This is a genomic window from Lysinibacillus sp. AR18-8 (assembly GCF_001705465.1).
GTDB lineage: Bacteria > Bacillota > Bacilli > Bacillales_A > Planococcaceae > Lysinibacillus > Lysinibacillus capsici.
Map to the genome: position 1 here is coordinate 65,810 of NZ_MDGU01000023.1, position 17,192 is coordinate 83,001.

The following is a 17,192-nucleotide window of genomic DNA, read 5'->3' on the forward strand; positions in this document are numbered from 1 at the left end:
TGTTATCTCTCCAACTCTAATTTTATTTAGTAAATCGTTTAGTTATTGCCCAAAAAAGAAGAGCAATTGTACTAATAGAGGCTCCGAGTAAGCAAACCCCTCCCCAACCAAAATGTGCATACATCTGAGTCGATGCGATTGAACCGCTAGCACTACCAATAGAATAGAACACCATATAGCCTGCGGTCAGTCGACTTCGTGCTTCTATACGTAATGGGAGAATCATCGTCTGGTTTGTGACATGTACTGCCTGTACTGCCAAGTCAAGTAAAACAATGCCAATAATTAATGCCAAGAATGACTTATCTAAATAATTAATAAATATCCAGGAGATAAGTAAAAGCGTTAAAGCAATACCTGTCGTTCTTTGTCCATAGCCTTGGTCAGCAAGTTTACCCGCTTGTGCAGCAGCTAATGCCCCTGCCACACCTACAAGACCAAAAGCGCCAATTACAGTGTGTGATAGAGAAAATGGTGGTGAACTAAGTGGCAGAACAAGGGGCGTCCACAAAATACTAAAATCAGCGAAAATTAGCATGGCTAGAATAGAGCGGATACGTAATGTTCGCTCTTGAATAAACAGCGTAAACACGGATTGAATTAGCTGAGAATAGGTGATTGATTTTACTTCACGTTCGCCCCTTGGTAAAACTTTTAAAAACATACCACTCATTAGAAGCATGAACGCGGCGGAGGCTAGATAGACAGAACGCCACCCTGCAAGATCTGTTACTAACCCAGCAAAGGTACGAGCAAGTAGTATGCCAATGACAATGCCGCTTGTAACAATGCCTACGACACGACCACGTTCTGTAGAGGAAGCCATAGTTGCAGCGAACGCAACAAGGGTTTGAGTCACGACTGCAAGTAGACCAACTAAGGCCATACCCGCAAATAGCACTACAACATAGGAGGCAGTACCGACTAGAAGCAAAGCAACAGAGGACAATAGCATTTGACCAATAATCAAGCGTCGTTGGTTTAGTAAATCTCCAAGTGGAACTAGAAGAAGTAAGCCTAGCCCATAGAAAATTTGTGTGACAGTAATAATCAAACCAATAATTGATTGATCAATAGCAAAATCATTCGATAATTCATCTAGCAGCGGCTGAGCAAAATAAATATTGGCGACAGACATTCCGCAGGCTGTAGCGAATAATAATGTTACAGCTCGGGATATAGAAGATGATTGATTTATATGAATTGCATCATCATTTGCATTGTTCACATTGTAACCTCCCTTTCTAATTGAATTGTAATTATAACATACTGTTCGGTACAAAATAATTATTGGTAAATATATCTTAACTACATTGGATTTGTCAATATTTATTTGGTATATATTTTCATTTTATTTCGATTGATGAAATGAAATTGACAATAAAAAAAGCCAGATATAAAATAATTACATACTGTTTAGTATCGTAAAATTTAATGATTAACTTACTATTTTTTCCTAATGGGGGTGTATCTATAATGGCAAGAACTCGGGAATTTGATGAGGCAAAAGTGTTAGAGGCAGCAATGCAATTATTTTGGGAGAAGGGATATGAAGCGACTTCTTTAAGTGATCTTACTACTAGAATGGGGATTCAGCGTCCTAGTATTTATTCAACGTTTGGGGATAAAAAGGAACTATTTGAAGCGGCCCTTCGTAGATATACGACAACTCGCGCATCCGAAATACGGACTAAACTTCAAAGTTATGCCTCTGTAAAACAGGCGTTTTCTATATTTTTTGAAGATGTGATTACTGCTGAATATACAAAAGATCTTAGTAATGGCTGTTTTTGTATCAATACAATGGTTGAATTAGCTCCACATGATGAGAAGTTCGAGATTTTGACAAGAGAGCATCAACTCTATCTATCAGTAATTTTTCAGGAGACAATTGAACGGGGAATTCAATCAGGAGAACTAGAGGCGAACACGGATTCAAAGTCTTTAGCGCAAGCATTAATTGTTGCGTTAATAGGTTTAACAGTTATGCTGAAATCGCAGCCACAACGCTCGTTTGTTGATAACGCCATTGCAACGACGCTGACATTACTTAAATAATAAGGCAATACCCCTTTAGCACTGCTAAAGGGGTATTGAAAAAATAAGAAAAAAATGCACAAATTTAGTTTATAAAACATAGGATGAATTTATAATTCCTTACAAGCCCATGCGTCAATCTCAACCTTTAAAGCTGGCGTAGCGAGTGCAACGACATACATTAATGTTGTGCATGGAAGATGTTCCCCCAAGAAGTCACTGATAATTTCCTTACGTTGAATAGCATCCATATCCCCCACTAAATAAAAGACGAGCTTTGTAATATCTTGAACCTCCATATCGGCACTATCTAGATTTCTTTTAATATTTTCAAGTGCTATCTTCAATTGAGCTATTGCATCTTCAGGTATAGATCCATCAGCTATCATGCCAATTTGTCCTGATAATGTTAACCATCTCTGAGGTCCCGTCACCTCAATTTGATGAACATAAGGAGCAACGGGTGGATGAATGTTCTGAGGGTTTCTCGCAATTTTCATAGAATCAGTCCTTGTCTCTGTTTAATTTATATCTCTAATCAAAATAGCATAAAGTAATAGTTGATAAAAGTTCTATACAAATACCATTATAAAAGAACATACAAATTGGATATGCTGGTTTAAAGGGTTATAATAGATTTATAGAATTTTGGCTAATACGCTGGTAAAGCTTTCACAAAGGATAAGAGTATCGACTTTTTAATTTGACAAGACATACAATTCACTTCAACCCCGCCTTAGGTTTTATACAGACACTTCTAAAAGAAACATACATTTCGTCTTATTTTGAAGGTAGATGGCTATACTCATTAAATGAGAGGGAAATTTTTACATAAGAATGATGCGTATTGTTATAAATCAATTTTATAGTGTAGCCCTAGGTAGCAGAGGCAGCGAGGCCGTTTTGTAGAAGGAGTGAATAAATGAATAATTTCTTTCGGAGTAATGGATTTAAGCGTTTTATTATTCTAGTCGGGATTGCTCTTGCATTATATTTAATGCGTAGTATGATCAATCTAATTTTACTTACGTTTATTATTACTTATTTGATGAACCAGCTTACTACGAAGACAACGAAAAGCATAAGAAAATATACGCCGATGAATGAAAAAGCTGTGACGGTAACATTATACCTTTTACTTGTTGCGGGTATTGTAGCTGTTATTTACAAATATTTACCAATTGTGACCCAGCAGATCACACAGCTTTTCGACCTCATTGCAAGTTTTAATCTCGATCCAGATGACAATGAGATTGCGAGATACTTAGCACCGACTTTTGAGAAAATAGAGCTCGGGAAATATTTAGAGCAAGGTGTGGATTTAACTCTTAAAAATATTACGAATATTGGTAAAATCATTATGCAAATATTGATTTCTCTAATTTTGAGTTTATTCATCTTGTTAGAAAAGAATCGTATTATTGAGTTTACAGCTAAGTTTAAGGATAGTAAAATTGGGCCGCTTTACGATGAGCTTCATTATTTCTCAAGAATATTCATCCGCTCATTTGGTAAAGTAATTGAAGCACAATTTATTATTGCTGCTGTTAACTGTGTGTTATCCGTCATTGCCCTTTCTATTATGGGCTTCCCACATTTGATTGCACTTGGGATTATGCTCTTTATTTTAGGCTTAGTTCCAGTCGCGGGAGTTATCATCTCATTAATACCATTAAGTATTATCGCATATAGCATTGGTGGCTTGATGTACATCGTCTATATTTTAGTTATTGTCATGGTTTTACATGCCATTGAAGCTTACTTCTTAAATCCAAAGCTTATGTCTGCCAAAACAGATTTACCGATTTTCTATACGTTTATGGTCATTCTCTTTTCTGAGCATTTCCTTGGTGTATGGGGACTAATCATAGGTATTCCACTATTTATGTTCCTGCTTGATATTCTAGGTGTAACCTCCTCGGAAGACCCTGCGAAGAAATCGGTAAAGGTACACACTGAAAAACAAATGGAATAGTTCCAAACAAAGGAATCATCTACATATATGATGATTCCTTATTTAATGCACAAGAGGTGTTTATATTGATAAAAGGTCAACAGGTCTATTTAAGAGAAATACGTGAAGATGATAGTGATAGTATTATAAGATGCTTTCAAAATGAAGAAATCATGTATATGACAGGAACACGGAATATTTTAACAAAGGAACAAATCAAAGAGGCGATCAAACGCTTTAAAGCAGATTCTTCTCGCTATGATTTTGCTATTTGTTTAGTTGATAATGATCAGGTAATTGGTGATTTGGCGATTATGGAGGTTGATTTAGATAATAAAAAGGCAGTGTTCCGTATAGCTTTACATAATATAGAGAATTGTGGCAGAGGTATGGGTTCAGAAGCAGTTAGGCTTGCTCAAAGATTTACATTTGAGGAGCTAAATCTGAATCGCTTAGAATTACAGGTATATTCACACAATAGTAGAGCAATTAAATCCTATGAAAAGGTCGGCTTTAAAAAAGAAGGTGTTTTGAGGCAGGCCTTGTTTATGAATAATACATTTTCTGATGAAATCATTATGAGTCTGTTGCGTGATGAATATATGAAAATTCAAAAGTAGAAATTTAACCAGCACAGATTTTTGTGTTGGTTTTTTTTCTGAACACAAGTATAATTGGTAAAAATTTCTGTGTGTGAAGGACAGAAATAGTGTTGAAACTTTCATAGCTGTATTTTTAGTTAAAATGCATTCTAAATCTGATATAGCAAAACTAATTAAGAGACCCAAAATCATCTTGTTGTTGTAAAACAATTATTTTTTGCAGGCATAAAGGAGAGATGGTAAATGAAAATACAATATCCTACTTTAAAAACGCCTCTTACGATTGGCGTGACAGCACCCTCTAGTGGAGTCGAACAGCATCTTCATCTATTAATAACAGAAGCTGAAAAACAATTAATACAAAGAGGAATGAAAGTTATTATTGGAAATACTACCTGGACGCAACTTAAAGGTAGAAGTACAACAAAAGAAAAGCGAGTCTCTGAACTTATGGACTATTTATTAGATGAGCGAATAGATGTCGTCATGCCACCGTGGGGAGGCAGTTTTCTAATGGAGTTATTACCTTTAATCGATTGGGACGAATTAAAAAAAGCGGGACCCAAATGGATATTAGGGTATTCAGATATTAGTACTTTATCTTTTGTATACACAACCATGACGGGGTACGCATCCGCACATGGGGTGAATTTTACTGAATTATCTGCACCTCAATGGGATGAACTTTCTTCTAAATGGATAGACGTAATTACATGTAAGACTGGTCATTCAATAACTCAAAGCTCTTCTCACTATTTTCAATCGAGCTGGGAGCAAGTTTATAAAAATCCTGCTACAGGATTTTATTTTGACAGTGAAACCGAATGGAAAGTTCTAAACCAAGAGCGTAGTAATCGTATGACAGGTAGGTTGATAGGTGGCTGTTTAAATACATTGCAAATTCTTATAGGTACGCCCTTCGATTACGTTCAATCATTTATTAACGAATATTGCTCTGAGGAAGGAACAATATGGTATTTAGAAAGTGTTGGTATGGATGCGGCAAAAATCTACCGAGCTTTATGGCAATTAAAGTATAATGGTTGGTTCAATAAATGTAATGGTGTTCTAATCGGACGAGCAGGACTATATGAAAATCTAGGGGACTTTACATTGGTGGATGCATTAGGGGATATTTTTGACGAGATGGGAATACCAGTTTTCTATGAAGTAGATATTGGACATGTCCCCCCTCAATTAATTCTAGTGAATGGAGCAGTTGGGGAAGTAATAGTAGAAGAAGGAAGAGGTACGCTAAAAATGCAATTTTGTTAGGCAAACATATTAAAAGGGGACCTTGATGAGGTCCCCTTTTATTTAAGCATGGTCAGGAGATGAAAGGGTTCTTGGATTTTTCCTAATGAATAAGTAAATAAGCAATGCTGTAATTCCTTCTGCTACTGGGAAGGTCCACCAAATAGCCTGGGAGCCAAGTATCTTGGGTAGTATGATGAGAGTAGGGATAAATAAGATAATACTACGTAGTAACATAATTGTTGTAGCAATACGAATTTTTTCAATGGATTGAAAGAATTCTGCGAACACCATGTTGATCCCTAAAAATACATAGCCAATGGCAAAATGTACAAAGCCCTGTGCTGCCATACTCCGAATTTCAAATGAGCTATCTCCAAATAACGCCATTAATTGAGAAGGGAAAAGAAGAGCTATAAGAGCTGTTGTTAATCCTAAAATAAATGCGGTAGCTAAACCGATTTTCAATAAAGCAGTTAATCTTTCAAGTAATCTTGCCCCGTGGTGATAGCTTACTAATGGTTGTAGAGCCATACCGACTCCAAGGAAAATAGTCAGCAAGACAGTATGGATATAATTGACCATTGCATAGGCAGTAACGCCATTCGCACCCAAATAATGTAAAAATGTAACGTTATACAAAATAACGATAACTGCAACGGAAGCTTCAACAATAAAGCTAGGTAAACCTATAGCAAAAATTTTTTTCAAATCTGATAGATTTAAAAATGAAGTGACAAATTTTAATTCAGATTGAGGACGGAAAAAATGAAGACATAGCACAGACGTACCTATAATTGTAGCTATTGCTGTCGCTAAGGCACAGCCAGTCACGCCATAATCTAGTACGAAGATGAAAACATAATTTAAGAGTATATTCAAAGCCGATGTTGTAATTAAGCCCAGCATAGCCAATTTTGGGTTGCCGTCATTCCGAATAAAAATACTTAATAAATTTTCAATTGTGTAAAATATCCCAAAGAGCAAAATTACATGTAAATACTCCTGCACATACGGATACGTATCATCGCTCGCTCCGAATATATAAGAAATGTCCTTTAGATTTAATGCGAGAAATCCAATAATCGTTATCACAACCACTAGCATTGTAGAAAACGCCAATGTAAATAGTTGATGGGCACGTTGCTTATTGCCCTCTCCTAGAGAAATCGAGAAAAGAGTAGCTCCTCCCATGCCAATCCATAGAGAAATAGAAAGCAAAATAGAGAAAATAGGAACAGCTATATTAACTCCAGCTAAAGCTGTAGGTCCCACGCCATGACTAACGAAAATGCCATCTACCAATATATTGACGGACATTAAAAGCATCCCGATCATTGCAGGGAATAAGTATGATAAAAATAATGGTTTCAGTGGCTTTGTTTCAATTGGATTAATGGTTGTCATAACCATGCACCTCCAAAACCATCACTTTTTCCCCTTTATCATCTAGCTCACCATTAAATATAAAACCAAATTGTTTATACAGCTGGATAGCTACAGCGTTATTGTCATAAACACTTAAATATATCTGAAGACAGTTGAACTTTACTGTTAAATATTGAATAAGTTGCTGTAAAAAATGTTTTCCCAAACCTTGTCCTTGGTATTGTTCTGCAATTAGATAGCGATCAAGCCATACTCGTTGACTGTAATCATCATGAGGGAATAAGCCGTACATAGCGAAGCCTATAGCGGTGTTATCTTTATACAGACCTAAAGGCGTAAAGCGTCGATCCATTTCCGCCTCTGCTAAGCATTGTTCTGTAGATTCAATAAAATGTTGCTGATTGTCAGCGATGCGTAATGCTAAAATTTCTTTCTTGTTAAAAGCTGTAATGTCACGAATCTCCGTGAACATAATGTCAAAACCTTTCTATTTTTATTTTGAATAGGTACAATCTAAAGTATATAGTAACTATATAGTCAAGGGAGGAAACTCAAAAAATGCTTAATAAAAATGTAAAGTATTTTACAACTGGTGAATTTGCTAAATTATGTAAGGTGAATAAACAGACACTTATTTATTATGATCAAATTGGTTTATTATCTCCCATCATGAAAGATAGTAAGGATTATAGGTATTATTCACTTGCTCAATATGATTTTTTCGGTGTTATTGAATTATTAAAGGCAGTGGGGATGTCCTTAAAGGATATTCAGCATTATATGGCAGAGAAATCACCTGAAAATTTTTTAGAATTGATGCACCAACAAAAAGAGCATGTTGCGAAGAAGCGTAGAGAACTAGAAATGATTGAGAATATTATTGATGTCAAAATCAAAATGACAGAGGAAGCACTGCATCTAAATTTTAAGGACATCACGATTGAGTATTTTCCTGAAGATACATTATATTTGAGTAAAAATATTGAGAATTCTACAGAAGAGCAGTTTGTGAAGGCTGTATCTGACTTTATTGAGGAATTGGATCGCTCTCAATTAGATACGGGGTATCCCATTGGAGGGATAACAAGAAGAGAGCAAGTGTTAGCTGGGAATTACGATAACTATAGTTATTTGTATATTGAGCAGCCTCATCCAAGAGAAGGGCATCCTTATTTTAAGGCGATAGAGGGTGAATTTGTGATTGGTTATCATGTAGGCCCCTCCTCAAAACTTGGTGAGACATACACACGGCTATTTAATGTCATGCATGAAAAGGGTTATGAGCTAGGTCAGTATGTATACGAGGAATACATTTATGATGCCGTAATGAAAAATCGAGAAGAAGAGTATGTAACCAAAATTATGATGGAAGTAAAGAAAGTAAAATAATTCATTAAGACGTAATAGAAAAGAATGAATATAGCTGAGACATTTATCATATACGAAGGTTTAGATGGCAGTAAAATAATAGCATTTTGTCATTCTGTTTAAAGTTAGCCTAATCAGTAAATGATTTCCTGACGATAAATAAGAAGTATGACATCACATAGCCTTATATGGAGGTTAGAGACAATGTGGATTGAGCGTTGGAATCATTTAGTAGAGCGATTGAAGCAGCAGGGAGCTTGTGTACATCCGATTGAAATGCGGCCAGTCGCTACCGAGCAAGAGTTACAGCAGGTTGAGGAAAGACTTGGTGTACAAGTCCCTAATGGGTTTCGTCAACTGTTGCAAAATTGCTCAAAGCAAGTAAGTATTTATTGGTCATTACCAGATGAGGCGATACTTCCCACTGAATTGCTAGATACGCCTTCTGGTGAATTTGGCTGGAGCCTAAAAGCTCTAGACTTTCCTTACTTTGGAGAGAATGATGAATCGTATGAACAGCAATATTTACAATTTTTTACGGCCGGTAATGGAGATGCCCTTCTCCTTAAGCTTGACGACGAAACGGTTTGGTATTGGAGCCATGAAGAAGATGAGCTTGATTTGCTGGCTGCCAGCTTTCATTCGTACGTTGATAATATGACGGCTTTAGGCTGTATTGGCGTAGATTGCGGACAGCATCGTCAATTTTGTAGTGAAAATGGATTGGATATTGAATTGTATCGCTCACAATTATGGCTAACTTGGCTAGAACAATATTTAAGCTCTAATTTACAGCAGGCTCAATCCAGCTTAGCATCTTTACTTCATTATGTTTCCATGCATGGTGTGAAAAAAACAAGCGTGCAGGAGGCATTTTTGCATTTTGATGGAGTACAGGTGTATCAGGCTCTTCGACATAAGTTAGAGCGAGCTCAATCTCAATCAGAACAAAAGGCGTGGAGTGAAATTTTAGTCAAGATATGTCCGAGAGAAGCGGGAAATTGGGCGAGAGAACTTTGGCAAGTACAGAGTGACGTACCTGATTGGCTGCGTGATTATGTAACAGCACATTGTTTGCCAGTTGATGAAGGACAATCTTTCATCTTAATGGATATCGAAAAAGATAGAATTGATGCCTATACGGCTCTATATCGTCTACGCCAATTTCATCATCCCAATATTATAGACTGGATGAGATCCTATGTCACATTTCCTATTGATGGGTGGGATACACTTTTGGCTGAGTCACAGCCAAGTGCAGAGACGTTATATGAGTGGTTAAATGGCAACGAAGTAGAGAGGCTACATCCATCCGAGCTGTTTGTCAGATGATGCAGCGGGGAATCACACCAACAACTATGATAGACGAAGAAAAATGGCGTCCTTTGCTGGCATATTGGGTTGAACATGAGGTGCTACGGAAAAACAAACAGCTGTTTAACCAAGCGCTTAGTTGTTTGGAAAATTGGTTATTAAAATGCTATATGCGACTAAGGAGAGAGTAGATTGAACCATTTTACGATATTTGCTTCCAAAAATGATACAGATGATATTCAGGATAAACTATCCGATGTGTTGGCAAAAAGCTTCATTATTGAAAAAGATGATAACGAATATTTATTAAAATCAAGAGGTTTATTTAATAAATATAGATGCTCCATAAATATTTTAACTGAAGATACGCACCCTGATTATTTTGTAAAAAATATACCTGGGATGATGGGCTTTTACGATAAAATTCCATTTAAAGATGAACAGCTAAAAGAACGCATAATGATTCAAATATCAGTGCTCAATACTGTCGTTGCAATCGAAATGAACAAAGAGATGACAGAAGACCATATGCAGCAATTTATAAAATTACTAGCAAGCATAGGGGGGATTGGTTTCCTATCAGATGGTACTTTGCTGGATCAGAACGGTATGGTTATTGTTTATCCTAATGGAGAATCAGGTCCATCTGATTTTCAACCACATGCTTGTACAAGAAAGATACATGCACAAGAGGTCACATCAGCACAGGGAGAGGCACGAAAAATTAGAACGATAGCCTTTTTAAAAGAGAAGAACATACCTTATGCGGCATCGCTTCCTCAGCTACCACCAGTAGAAAATCTTCAATTTAAAAGCCAAGAGGATATTGCAAGAAGAGCAGTTGCCCTGTTGATTGTTATTCAATTCGCTTGTGATGTAGCACAGAAGGGTGATATTGAGGAGTCTAGAGAGTTCTTTACCAATATGCTACACACATATGAGGTGCATGAATTTTTAACGGAGCATGAAAAATTCTTTCTTGAGGCTCAGCATCCTGGTGCTCAAGAAGCGGTCAATATATCATGGCAATATGAAGCCTATTGGACACTTATTTGGGCATTGGGACTTGTGGAAGAGCTAAATTTCCCTGACGATGTATGTGATTGTGAATATGCAATTCAAGTAGTTTCTCGTTGCGAGACATTTGAGCAATTTTATGGTCAAACGGTACTGCGCAGTAAGGAAGATATAGTGGATGAGGCGGATAAAATTTACAGATTACATTGGGCTTGTGTAGATAGCCGCATCAATGGACAAGAAGCTCCTTTAGCATTAAATGAAAGTGTTGTGATGGAAAGACGGAGAGGCTTATTTTGGATGATTGGATATCAAGGCGAAGAATGGGATACTATATCGATGGATACTTAAAATAATAGCAAACTAGGAAATCTAGTTTGCTATTGTTTAATAAGAGAGATTATTTGATATAAGTTGGTTTATTCACCTGATCTATTAAAAGTATACCATCGTATTGTTCGCGCGGAACAAGACTTTCCTGTATCATTCCCCAACTATAGGATAAGCGTGGTTCAAACATCCATGAGTTGCCTCGTTCATTTTGTCGATTGCGTAAATCGATGAATGTGTAAGGTTTATTTGTTGAAGACAGAATATCTTCAATAGATCCTTTGACAGGAGGTAAAACAGGCATAGGTTCTCCCATATTATTAGCTGTCTCTCCACTAGTCATGTATAGACCTAATACATAGCTATATTTCTTATAGATATCAGGTAAACGTTCCCCCATTAATTTAACTGGGTAAGGAGATCCCATTACATCCGATTGTGCTTTACGAATATGATCGTTATGAGCCCATACAATAAACTTTTCTGTAGGGTACACCTCTTCAGCTAACCAAAGTAAGTTCTCCATCATCGCTTGATCTCGCCATTCCATAGTTTGCAAAAATGATTCTATATTATTTTGTTCAATGTCGATATTGGACTGAATTGTTAACTCTATATATTCGTCTGCTAGTCGAATACGATCTGCTAGAGTGCGATCCATTAGTTTTACAATATGAGGCTCTTTTGGATAAGCTGCCTGTAGCTCTTTTTCTTTGAATTGTATTTGTGATTTTACCTGTTTATATACATCAATTATAGTAGCTTTTACTTTTTGATAGCCCTTCAAATCTTTTCCCGAGCTCCATTCAGCAAGTTGCTTCTCAGCTTCATTGAATTGCTGAGCCAACTTAGGGTTTTGCAGCCAATCTCCGTTCGTAAATGCTCCTTGTTGTTGAATATCGAAGCCAGTAAGTACAAGAGGTTGCTCTGTTGCTTGAGTCGATTTTGCATAGTCAAACAGAGGCAAAGTTTCTTTTGTCCACCAAACGCCGAAAATGGCATCCTTCATTGTTTGTAGAGCTGCTTGTTTATCAATTTGTCCTTGAGCATTCATCACATTACCCATACCACTTTCAAAGGCAAGGACATTATAGCCCATATCTTGATGTAAAAATTGTATTAAACGTGTTTTCGCTAGATTGAATTGCGCCACTCCATGAGAGCTTTCCCCTAAAAAGACAATACGTTTATCATGTAATAAAGGTTTTAGCATCTCTAAATCGTCAAATTTGTTAGCGGGAATTTTTTGTCCGTCAAACGTTTCAGGCTGGATGGATGACAGGCTGTATGCATGGTCATTCGCCCATTTTTTCCAATCGAGCAATGTTTCATTAGAAGTCCTAGCTTGTTTGACAGCAGAATCGTTTTTAATAATCTGCTCATTTACAGGGACAGCAGCAGAGACATTTACTACTCCACTTACTGTCATTAAACTTGCCAGTGCAAAACTTAATAAAACCTTATGTTTCCTAGCTTTCCTCATTAATTATCAGCCCTTCACTTTATATTGATACTAATTATAGAAAGGCAAGTTTAAAGTTTAGGAAGAATTTGTTTAAAATTAGTTTAAATTTAGTATGTAAAAAAGAAAAACACCTCCAATTGATGGAGATGTTGGAATGCTATTTATAGTGATACGTACTTGCTCTTACATGGTTACGTTGAATTTGGTTAAACCATGCACGATCCTTTTCTTCTTGTTTTAATGTCCCAACAATGGAGGAAGAGCAGCTCACGCAAATTTTAGCTTGCGTAATCTGTCCACATCGTTCGCATGGAGCCCCTAAATTAGGAAAAATGGAGTTCTTTAATTTTCCTGCTTTTACCCATTTGTAAAGCAGCTCAGATGATACGCCTGTTAGAGCGACAACTTCTTCGTTTGTTAGGTAGCGATTATTTTTTCTTAATAAAAAATGATGTAGCTCTGAAAATATATCCTCTTCTCTCACATCAATTTTCTTTTGAAATAGCAACATAATTAATCATCTCCTCGTCCCATTAATTAATGATTTCATTAATTGTTATGGGTTGTTCGTCATATTTATAATTTTCCCAACGATTGCGTGCAAGCTTGCGATATTTTGGCGAAACATTTCGATCAGCGATTAAGCGTGAAAATCCTTTTTTTGCTTCAGGAATATCACCAAGTCGAAGGCTTAATTCAGCATGTAAAAACTGAATTCTCTCTCCACCTTCTTGATTAGAGGCAAAGGATTTACTATAAAAGTCTCTAGCTGCAAAAAGATAACGCTTTTCGGATTCTTCGTCCTTTTTTAATCGATAGAGCCAAGCAATTTTTAAAGCGAAATTCGCCATTAAAAGAGATTCTTCCATTGATGCACGGGATACTAAATAGGCGAGCTTAAAACTGATAATGGCATCATCAATTGTACGTTCCTGACAGATATCCATAGGTTTCTGGAGCTCTTTAATGTATAGTTCATCAATGAGTAGCATGAAAGGTCCATATGTCCGTGTCATAGATTTATGGTAGGCATAACCACAATGTGGACATACGGCAACTTCATATAGCAAAGGGTTTAGGCCATCGTAAACAGGCATGAAATCCGTCTGTTCTTCGATAATTTTATATCGATTAGGGCGAACTTTATATGTTGTAAACTGCTTTTTGCAAAATTTACAATCCACACTACTTTCATAGTAGTAAATGTTAAATGCCATAAGAATCAACTCCTTTGCGTGCACTAAAATTTTATTTCTTTTGTTCTATTTATACGTCAGATTTTATCGTTCAATGTATTTAAGATATTATCTTTTATTTTAACAATTTTGTGTTCTTTGGTATACTCCTTTAGAATTATTAAATAAAAATATTCAAGGAATTTTTAGTTAAATATTATTATAAATACGCTTGTAATAGTTTTTATCGGTGGTGCAAAAGGAAGTTATATAGTTTGCTTAAAGTTTGTCAAAATACTTTCACATATTTCATGGGAGAAAAATTATAAATTGGTTCTAAATGACTATGAAGGAGGCGCTCAAAATGAAGTATAATATCGTGTTTTTTGATGTAGACGGCACATTGATTAATTACGAGGATGGCTGTGTGGAAGAAAGTACAAAACAAGCTATTCAGCTATTGCAAGAAAAAGGAATCCATCTTGTAGCGGCTACTGGAAGACCCTTATCTATGTGCTATGAGTTAAAAGCGCTGGGGATTGAAACCTTTATTTCTGCAAATGGGGCCTATGTGAAACATAAGGATCTTGTCATACATAAAACTCCGATTGCCAAAGAAATTGTCCACAATGTACAGGCATTTGCACAGGAACAGCAGCATAGCCTAACATTTTTTACAGAGCAGCTATCCATGAATAGCATACAAAGTCCAGTAGCTTTAAGAGCGATGCAAGAAACTTTATCTTTACAGGATTTTCCACTTATAAATGAAAAAATTGTAGATGAAGAGGTTTTTCTTATGTGTCTATATGCGGATGAGCTGGCTGAAAAAAGATATACTAGCCAGTTTTCGAATATATTTTTACAGCGTTGGCATCCTTATATTGTGAATGTATTACAGCAGGATGTTTCGAAGTCTATAGCTATTAAAGCGGTGCTTGATCATTTCAATATTGACCCAAAGAATGCGATTGCCTTTGGGGATGGGGATAATGATGTTGACATGTTGGAATATGTAGGAGTAGGAATTGCCATGGGAAATGGTAGTAAAGCTCTAAAAAGTGTTGCGAATTTTGTTACAAAGACATCTACGGATGGCGGTATCAATTTTGCTTTACGTCAGCTTCAAGTCATTTAGAGCGCTGAGGCTACACTATATATAGCAGGTAGATTTTAATAAATTTTAGGTGGGATGATTTATGGCACATCACGTGCAGTCTCTAATTGAACATTACGGATACTTTGGAATTATCGTGATTCTAATTGGAGGTATTGTAGGGGTGCCACTTCCTGATGAGGTGTTTCTAACTTATGTAGGCTATAGTGTTTACCGAGAAAGTCTTGAACATATTCCTGCTTTAGTCAGTGCAATGATTGGTGCGGTTGGAGGCATTACCTTAAGCTACTATATTGGTTATCGTTTTGGCTTACCGTTATTGCAGAAATATGGGCCTAAAATTCATATTACAGAGCAAAAAATTGACTTTACGAAAAAGATGTTTACAAAAATAGGACCTACCCTATTATTAATTGGCTATTTTATCCCCGGGGTACGTCATTTGACAGCGTATATTGCGGCTATTAATAATTATCCTTATAGAAAGTTTGCGCTTTTTGCCTATACAGGGGCATTTATCTGGACGTTCACATTTATATCATTAGGAAAGATGCTTGGAGAGAAATGGCGATTTGTTGGATACTATCTGACTCATTATAGTATCTATCTTATCCTTTTATTTATTGTAGGGATGCTCATTGTTTACTTTCTATTCAAAAAAAGAAATGGACAAACATAAAAGTCGGTATACGCTATACCGACTATGGCAAAATAGCAAATGAGCGCACAGGGAAGCCAGATGCTTTTTCTGGCTTAGGTACGATATTGAAGATGATAGCGCCTTTCGCAGGTAGCTTGTCTAAATTCGTCATTAGCTCAATTTGATAGGTGTCTTGGTCAAGCACAAAATATTCGCCATCTAGCTTGCCATTTTTCCGAAAATCAGCAGCAGAGTCCGTATCGAAAGTTTCATGACCAATTGCGCTTACCTTGCGTTCTTTTAGTAAAAACTGTAAAGCTTCTAAACCCCAGCCAGGGATATGGTTATGTCCATCTGCATCCTTATTACTGAAAGCCTCTTTATCTGGCCAGCGCTTACTCCAATCTGTGCGTAATGCTACAAATGTTCCTGCTTCAATTTCTCCATGCTTGTCCTCAAAATCAAGAATATCTTCAACACTTAATGAAAAATCATGGTTGCTCGCAGCCTCTTGTGATTTATCAATAACAACAAGGGGAAGAACAAGCTCTTTTAGTTCTAATTCTTCTAAGTAGCGAGTATCTCGCACAAAATGAATGGGTGGGTCGATATGTGTGCCATATTGACCAGGGAACGTGAATTGTTGAGCGAAGAAACCGTCCTTATGAGAAAATAATGTTTCAAATTTAGCGTCCTCAAACATAAAAAAATGTGGTGAATTAGGGCCGAATGTATGTGTTAAGTCAACCCACTGTTTCGATTTTAATAATTGCAATGCTTGTAAAAGTTCATTAGACATCGATTTCCCTGCTTTCTGTAAAAATAGTTGTAAATAAAAAGGAGTCCCCTAATAGAAGAGGACTCCTGCTGCAACAACGGTAGTTCTTCTTCTCATCTTCAAGGCTGATCATTTTGCCAATTGGAATTAGCACCATACTGTTAGCTGGTTGCTGAGACTTCATCGGGCCAATCCCTCCGTCTCTCTTGATAAGAAAAGTAATATAAGAATTTTCAGAAATAACAATACAAACACTTTAGCATAGTTTTTTATAGTTTACAAGTTCACTAGGAATTTTCACCAATTCAAATTTAAGGTGACTCCACAACAATCATTATCAATAAGACGTATTCTAAAACTGTCTGGTGTATAGTTTGTTTCAAATTTCATCGTAATGCCTGTTGATGTGATTAATTTTTCAACCTCTGTTTTATTTGAAAGTTGAGCAGCATTCATTAAATCATGTGCGAATTGTTGGGAGCTATCTATTTTATCCGTAAGTAATTGGGCTTGCTGCATCATTGCCTTTATCCGTGATGCTGAAGCTTTTAATTTGTGTGTATCGACAGGTGGAAAAGGATTATTGGTCGGCATTGCTAGATGTTGCGAAAAGGGTCTAATGGCAAAATGATTAGCGATAGGCGATGTTGGATAATGATAGGGATGCACAAAATACGGATAAGGATTGTAATACAAGGTCATTCCTCCTATCCTATAACTGATATCCTATCTTATGTAGCAAAACGGCTTTC

Annotated in this window: 18 protein-coding genes and 1 riboswitch; of the genes, 9 read left to right on the plus strand and 9 right to left on the minus strand. The window is 36.5% G+C overall.

The window, feature by feature from the left end; all coding sequences use genetic code 11:
- Nucleotides 1-22: 22 nt before the first annotated feature.
- Nucleotides 23-1,228, minus strand: coding sequence for an MFS transporter (locus tag BFM98_RS16560; RefSeq protein WP_066037940.1), 1,206 nt, complete (start codon nucleotides 1,226-1,228; stop codon nucleotides 23-25).
- Between the two features lie 248 nt (nucleotides 1,229-1,476).
- On the opposite strand from BFM98_RS16560, the gene BFM98_RS16565 reads away from it, so the two are divergent.
- The gene (locus tag BFM98_RS16565; RefSeq protein WP_048394004.1) at nucleotides 1,477-2,058 is read left to right on the plus strand and encodes a TetR/AcrR family transcriptional regulator; all 582 of its coding nucleotides are present in this window, start codon (nucleotides 1,477-1,479) and stop codon (nucleotides 2,056-2,058) included.
- An 89-nt stretch (nucleotides 2,059-2,147) separates the two neighbouring features.
- Here BFM98_RS16565 and BFM98_RS16570 read toward each other — a convergent pair whose 3' ends face one another.
- Nucleotides 2,148-2,537: a RidA family protein gene (locus tag BFM98_RS16570; RefSeq protein ID WP_054549691.1), complete on the minus strand. Its 390-nt coding sequence runs from the start codon at nucleotides 2,535-2,537 to the stop codon at nucleotides 2,148-2,150.
- A 422-nt stretch (nucleotides 2,538-2,959) separates the two neighbouring features.
- Here BFM98_RS16570 and BFM98_RS16575 point away from each other — a divergent pair, with 422 nt between their 5' ends.
- From BFM98_RS16575 to BFM98_RS16585, 3 genes are all read left to right on the plus strand, one after another.
- Nucleotides 2,960-4,012, plus strand: coding sequence for an AI-2E family transporter (locus BFM98_RS16575; RefSeq protein ID WP_048394009.1), 1,053 nt, complete (start codon nucleotides 2,960-2,962; stop codon nucleotides 4,010-4,012).
- A gap of 65 nt (nucleotides 4,013-4,077) precedes the next feature.
- A complete protein-coding gene (locus BFM98_RS16580) occupies nucleotides 4,078-4,611 on the plus strand; it encodes a GNAT family N-acetyltransferase (RefSeq protein ID WP_048394011.1) in 534 nt (177 codons plus the stop codon).
- Between the two features lie 225 nt (nucleotides 4,612-4,836).
- Nucleotides 4,837-5,868 carry a S66 family peptidase gene (locus BFM98_RS16585; protein ID WP_066037941.1) on the plus strand — a complete coding sequence of 344 codons (1,032 nt, stop codon included), beginning with the start codon at nucleotides 4,837-4,839 and terminating at the stop codon, nucleotides 5,866-5,868.
- 42 nt (nucleotides 5,869-5,910) lie between these two features.
- Here the strand turns inward: BFM98_RS16585 and BFM98_RS16590 are convergent, their stop codons facing one another.
- Together BFM98_RS16590 and BFM98_RS16595 are read right to left on the minus strand one after the other, a co-directional pair.
- Nucleotides 5,911-7,254, minus strand: a complete 1,344-nt coding sequence (locus tag BFM98_RS16590; RefSeq protein WP_048394015.1) for an MATE family efflux transporter — start codon at nucleotides 7,252-7,254, stop codon at nucleotides 5,911-5,913.
- Nucleotides 7,241-7,708, minus strand: a complete 468-nt coding sequence (locus tag BFM98_RS16595) for a GNAT family N-acetyltransferase (RefSeq protein ID WP_048394017.1) — start codon at nucleotides 7,706-7,708, stop codon at nucleotides 7,241-7,243. Before BFM98_RS16595 ends, BFM98_RS16590 begins: the two co-directional genes overlap by 14 nt.
- An 86-nt stretch (nucleotides 7,709-7,794) precedes the next feature.
- Between BFM98_RS16595 and BFM98_RS16600 the strand changes: the two genes are divergently transcribed.
- The 3 genes from BFM98_RS16600 to BFM98_RS16610 all read left to right on the plus strand — a co-directional run bounded on the left by BFM98_RS16600 (nucleotide 7,795) and on the right by BFM98_RS16610 (nucleotide 11,286).
- Nucleotides 7,795-8,625 (plus strand): MerR family transcriptional regulator, encoded by an 831-nt coding sequence (locus BFM98_RS16600; RefSeq protein WP_009370580.1) that lies wholly within the window; start codon nucleotides 7,795-7,797, stop codon nucleotides 8,623-8,625.
- Between the two features lie 183 nt (nucleotides 8,626-8,808).
- Complete coding sequence (locus tag BFM98_RS16605; RefSeq protein WP_254660049.1) at nucleotides 8,809-9,936, plus strand: SMI1/KNR4 family protein; 1,128 nt, start codon at nucleotides 8,809-8,811, stop codon at nucleotides 9,934-9,936.
- A gap of 174 nt (nucleotides 9,937-10,110) precedes the next feature.
- Nucleotides 10,111-11,286, plus strand: coding sequence for a DUF4272 domain-containing protein (locus BFM98_RS16610; RefSeq protein ID WP_066037942.1), 1,176 nt, complete (start codon nucleotides 10,111-10,113; stop codon nucleotides 11,284-11,286).
- Nucleotides 11,287-11,335: 49 nt separating this feature from the next.
- Here BFM98_RS16610 and BFM98_RS16615 read toward each other — a convergent pair whose 3' ends face one another.
- From BFM98_RS16615 to BFM98_RS16625, 3 genes are all read right to left on the minus strand, one after another.
- Nucleotides 11,336-12,748, minus strand: coding sequence for an erythromycin esterase family protein (locus tag BFM98_RS16615; protein WP_066037943.1), 1,413 nt, complete (start codon nucleotides 12,746-12,748; stop codon nucleotides 11,336-11,338).
- A 139-nt stretch (nucleotides 12,749-12,887) separates the two neighbouring features.
- The gene (locus BFM98_RS16620; protein ID WP_016993423.1) at nucleotides 12,888-13,241 is read right to left on the minus strand and encodes a hypothetical protein; all 354 of its coding nucleotides are present in this window, start codon (nucleotides 13,239-13,241) and stop codon (nucleotides 12,888-12,890) included.
- A 22-nt stretch (nucleotides 13,242-13,263) separates the two neighbouring features.
- On the minus strand, nucleotides 13,264-13,947 hold the full coding sequence (locus BFM98_RS16625; protein ID WP_016993422.1) for a DUF2225 domain-containing protein: 684 nt from the start codon (nucleotides 13,945-13,947) through the stop codon (nucleotides 13,264-13,266).
- A 322-nt stretch (nucleotides 13,948-14,269) separates the two neighbouring features.
- Between BFM98_RS16625 and BFM98_RS16630 the strand changes: the two genes are divergently transcribed.
- Together BFM98_RS16630 and BFM98_RS16635 are read left to right on the plus strand one after the other, a co-directional pair.
- Nucleotides 14,270-15,043 carry a Cof-type HAD-IIB family hydrolase gene (locus BFM98_RS16630; RefSeq protein ID WP_066037944.1) on the plus strand — a complete coding sequence of 258 codons (774 nt, stop codon included), beginning with the start codon at nucleotides 14,270-14,272 and terminating at the stop codon, nucleotides 15,041-15,043.
- A gap of 61 nt (nucleotides 15,044-15,104) precedes the next feature.
- Nucleotides 15,105-15,701 (plus strand): DedA family protein, encoded by a 597-nt coding sequence (locus BFM98_RS16635; protein WP_066037945.1) that lies wholly within the window; start codon nucleotides 15,105-15,107, stop codon nucleotides 15,699-15,701.
- Nucleotides 15,702-15,723: 22 nt separating this feature from the next.
- On the opposite strand, the gene BFM98_RS16640 is transcribed toward BFM98_RS16635, so the two are convergent.
- Complete coding sequence (locus tag BFM98_RS16640; RefSeq protein ID WP_048394025.1) at nucleotides 15,724-16,461, minus strand: cyclase family protein; 738 nt, start codon at nucleotides 16,459-16,461, stop codon at nucleotides 15,724-15,726.
- An 89-nt stretch (nucleotides 16,462-16,550) separates the two neighbouring features.
- Nucleotides 16,551-16,656, minus strand: a riboswitch (SAM riboswitch).
- An 81-nt stretch (nucleotides 16,657-16,737) separates the two neighbouring features.
- The gene (locus BFM98_RS16645) at nucleotides 16,738-17,136 is read right to left on the minus strand and encodes a YuzC family spore coat inner layer protein (protein ID WP_016993417.1); all 399 of its coding nucleotides are present in this window, start codon (nucleotides 17,134-17,136) and stop codon (nucleotides 16,738-16,740) included.
- Between the last annotated feature and the right edge of the window lie 56 nt (nucleotides 17,137-17,192).

What these genes read in the sequence shown, in the direction of transcription:
- BFM98_RS16635 (WP_066037945.1), top strand. Translation starts at nt 15,105, where the DNA reads ATGGCACATCACGTGCAGTCTCTAATTGAACATTACGGATACTTTGGA.
- BFM98_RS16595 (WP_048394017.1), bottom strand. Translation starts at nt 7,708, where the DNA reads ATGTTCACGGAGATTCGTGACATTACAGCTTTTAACAAGAAAGAAATT.
- BFM98_RS16625 (WP_016993422.1), bottom strand. Translation starts at nt 13,947, where the DNA reads ATGGCATTTAACATTTACTACTATGAAAGTAGTGTGGATTGTAAATTT.
- BFM98_RS16570 (WP_054549691.1), bottom strand. Translation starts at nt 2,537, where the DNA reads ATGAAAATTGCGAGAAACCCTCAGAACATTCATCCACCCGTTGCTCCT.
- BFM98_RS16620 (WP_016993423.1), bottom strand. Translation starts at nt 13,241, where the DNA reads ATGTTGCTATTTCAAAAGAAAATTGATGTGAGAGAAGAGGATATATTT.
- BFM98_RS16605 (WP_254660049.1), top strand. Translation starts at nt 8,809, where the DNA reads ATGTGGATTGAGCGTTGGAATCATTTAGTAGAGCGATTGAAGCAGCAG.
- BFM98_RS16590 (WP_048394015.1), bottom strand. Translation starts at nt 7,254, where the DNA reads ATGACAACCATTAATCCAATTGAAACAAAGCCACTGAAACCATTATTT.
- BFM98_RS16600 (WP_009370580.1), top strand. Translation starts at nt 7,795, where the DNA reads ATGCTTAATAAAAATGTAAAGTATTTTACAACTGGTGAATTTGCTAAA.
- BFM98_RS16630 (WP_066037944.1), top strand. Translation starts at nt 14,270, where the DNA reads ATGAAGTATAATATCGTGTTTTTTGATGTAGACGGCACATTGATTAAT.
- BFM98_RS16640 (WP_048394025.1), bottom strand. Translation starts at nt 16,461, where the DNA reads ATGTCTAATGAACTTTTACAAGCATTGCAATTATTAAAATCGAAACAG.
- BFM98_RS16565 (WP_048394004.1), top strand. Translation starts at nt 1,477, where the DNA reads ATGGCAAGAACTCGGGAATTTGATGAGGCAAAAGTGTTAGAGGCAGCA.
- BFM98_RS16615 (WP_066037943.1), bottom strand. Translation starts at nt 12,748, where the DNA reads ATGAGGAAAGCTAGGAAACATAAGGTTTTATTAAGTTTTGCACTGGCA.
- BFM98_RS16585 (WP_066037941.1), top strand. Translation starts at nt 4,837, where the DNA reads ATGAAAATACAATATCCTACTTTAAAAACGCCTCTTACGATTGGCGTG.
- BFM98_RS16575 (WP_048394009.1), top strand. Translation starts at nt 2,960, where the DNA reads ATGAATAATTTCTTTCGGAGTAATGGATTTAAGCGTTTTATTATTCTA.